Source organism: Actinomycetota bacterium (assembly GCA_030682655.1).
Taxonomy (GTDB): Bacteria; Actinomycetota; Coriobacteriia; order Anaerosomatales; family JAUXNU01; genus JAUXNU01.
Genome location: JAUXNU010000109.1, coordinates 1 through 2,730 on the forward strand (window position 1 = coordinate 1; position 2,730 = coordinate 2,730).

Sequence of the window (2,730 nt, forward strand, 5' to 3'; positions counted from 1 at the left end):
CAGGTTCAGACGGAGACGGGCACCATGCTCGTGTCCACGCCTGAATCGACGGCATTCGACCTCGTGCGCTTCTCGGCGGCCTGCGGTGGTTTGAGCAACGTCGCCACGGTGCTGCTCGAGCTCGCTGAGCGCCTCGAACCCGAAGCTCTCGGCGCGGTTGCGCAACTGCGCAAGACCCCCGAGATCCAGCGCCTCGGCTACCTGTTGGATCGAACAGGGCAGCCCCGGCTCGCCGACCCGTTGCTCCGTGTCCTTGGCTCCAGGCGGTATCGGCCCGTTGCACTCGCTCCCGATGCGCCTCGGGCCGGCGCCGTTGCCGTCGGTCCCTGGCGCGTGATCCCGAACCTGGATGTGGAGATCGATCTGTGATTTCCCGAGCCCAAATCACAGCGTGGCGAGCTGCTGCGCCATGGCCCCAAGACGAGCAAGTCGAGCAGGACCTGATCCTGTCGAGAGCGCTGACTGCGATCTTCGCGCGCCCGTCATTGCGCCAGGCGCTCGCCTTCCGCGGCGGGACCGCCCTGCACAAGCTCCACTTCGATCCTCCGGGGCGCTACTCCGAGGATCTTGATCTCGTGCAGGTCGAGGCGGGTCCGATCGGCCCTGTGCTGGCGGAACTCCGCGAGGCGCTCGACCCTTGGTTGGGCGAGCCGGCCTGGAAACAGGGTCCCGCAAGCGCCAAACTGCTCTACCGCTTCGAGACGACCACGCTGCCGGTGCAGTTGATGCGGGTCAAGGTCGAGATCAACACTCGGGAGCACTTCAGCGTCGACGGGCTTCAGCATGTGCCGTTCGCTGTAGCCAACCCGTGGCACTCCGCCCAGGAGCTGATCACGACGTTCACGTTGGAGGAGCTGCTGGCGACGAAGATGAGGGCACTCTTCCAGCGACGGAAGGGACGCGACCTCTACGACCTATGGCTCGGGCTCACCACGCTCGACCCCGATGAGGCGCACATCATCGACTGTCTCGGCGAGTACCTGGCGCGAATGGAGACTTCGATCTCGCGCGCGGAGTTCGAGGCGAACATGGTCGGCAAGCTCGCGTCTTCTGACTTCCGCGCCGACGTGATCCCGCTGCTTCGCGACCCCGAGGGATATGACGTCGACGTCGCGGCGTTGCTCGTGCACGACCGTCTCATTGCCCGTCTCCCCGGCGAGCCGTGGAAAGCGCTCAGTCGCGAGCCGTCATGATCGCGGCGGCGAGACTCTTCCTGTGAACGATCGGACTCAGCCGGAAGAACTCGAGGCGCTCCGACAGCAGAACCTCGTGCTCGCCGAGGAGAACGCGCGGCTCAAGGAGATGTTGGGGCTCGAGGCGCAGGGTGCCGCGACCCCAAAGCAACGGGATACTGCTCGGATCTCGGGAATCACGGTCTCGTCGTCGTCTGCCTCCAAGATCGAGCTGTTCGAGTCGCTCTTTCGTGGGCGCGCCGACGTGTTCGCCAGGCGGTGGCAGAGCCGATCAGGCGGCAGCGGGTACGCGCCCGCCTGCGCCAATGAATGGCGTTCGGGACTGTGCGACAAGCGACGTGTGAAGTGTGCTGACTGTGCCAATCGAGAGCTGCTGCCGCTCAGCGCTTCGACCATCCAAGACCATCTCACCGGGCGCAGCACGGTCGGCATCTACCCGATGCTGGATGACGAAACCTGTCACTTTCTCGCCATCGACTTCGACGACGAGACTTGGCGCGATATCGCATTGCCGCTCCAGCGCGAGCCCCGATTGGCTGGTCGCTCCGTCTTCGTTGACGAGCGTCTCTGCCAGTACTCCGACCAGTGGGCGTACTTGAGTTCCATAGAGCGGCTAGACCGTTCGGTTGTCGACGCAGCGCTGCCGGCGCTTGCGCGAATGTGGGAGAAGCGTCTACGGGGCTACCGGTCGATGGGGTACCGCGTGGAGGCGAACGCGTCGCCGAACTCTGTGAAGCTCCTCTAGCTGTATGCAGCGGTAACAAACGCGTCTCCTAAGTCCGACCATCACTACGATAATGGAACCGGTCCCCCAGGGGGCTGGTTCCTGCGTCTTCGACCGGGATGCTGCCTCCCAAGGTTGGCCTCTCCGCTGAGAACAGGGCGACGTTGGGCTGCGCCACGACACGAGTGCCGGCGGTATCGATATACTGTTGGCCACGCGGCGGGCGCTTGGCCAGGAGGCAGGTATGACGAACACCGACGACATGATCAGGGCAATTCGCCAGAACGCTGGCAACATTCGCAATGAGTTCGGCGTTGCGCGCCTCGGGGTGTTCGGCTCGCGCGTTCGCGGCGATGCTACAGCCGACAGCGATCTCGACGTGCTCGTGGAATTCGAGCGCCCGACCTTCCGGAACTACATGGGTCTGAAGCACTTTCTCGAGCAATTGCTTGGCGTGACGGTCGATCTCGTGAGCGCGCCTGCTCTGAAGCCTCTGCTGAAGGAGCACGTAATGCGCGAGGTCAAGTATGTCGCGTGACGTTCGCGTGCACCTCCTCGACATCGCCGAGCGCTGCGAGAGGATTTCTCGCTACGTCGAAGGTCTCGATGACATCGGCTGGTCAACGGACGAGCGAACCCAGGATGCTGTCTTGCGGAACCTGGAGGTCATCGGAGAGGCGGTCAAGCGTCTGCCGCTCGAGTTGCGCGCGGACAATCCGGAGGTTCCGTGGGAGGATATCGCCGGTCTTCGCGACATCCTGATCCACGAGTACGAAGTCGTCGACTTCTCAATCGTCTGGGACATCGCGATCA

General features: G+C 63.8%; 5 protein-coding genes. All 5 read left to right on the forward strand.

The genetic code is table 11. The features are described from left to right. Positions 1 to 369: type IV toxin-antitoxin system AbiEi family antitoxin (locus Q8K99_06330; protein ID MDP2182168.1), on the forward strand; the 369-nt coding region annotated here is incomplete at its 5' end. Then, positions 366 to 1,193 carry a nucleotidyl transferase AbiEii/AbiGii toxin family protein gene (locus Q8K99_06335; GenBank protein ID MDP2182169.1) on the forward strand — a complete coding sequence of 276 codons (828 nt, stop codon included), beginning with the start codon at positions 366 to 368 and terminating at the stop codon, positions 1,191 to 1,193. The genes Q8K99_06330 and Q8K99_06335, both read left to right, overlap by 4 nt. Positions 1,194 to 1,215: 22 nt before the next feature. Further along, complete coding sequence (locus Q8K99_06340; GenBank protein ID MDP2182170.1) at positions 1,216 to 1,938, forward strand: hypothetical protein; 723 nt, start codon at positions 1,216 to 1,218, stop codon at positions 1,936 to 1,938. A 223-nt stretch (positions 1,939 to 2,161) separates the two neighbouring features. Then, positions 2,162 to 2,455: a nucleotidyltransferase family protein gene (locus tag Q8K99_06345; GenBank protein MDP2182171.1), complete on the forward strand. Its 294-nt coding sequence runs from the start codon at positions 2,162 to 2,164 to the stop codon at positions 2,453 to 2,455. Then, on the forward strand, positions 2,445 to 2,730 hold a 286-nt coding region (locus Q8K99_06350), incomplete at its 3' end, for a DUF86 domain-containing protein (GenBank protein MDP2182172.1). The genes Q8K99_06345 and Q8K99_06350, both read left to right, overlap by 11 nt.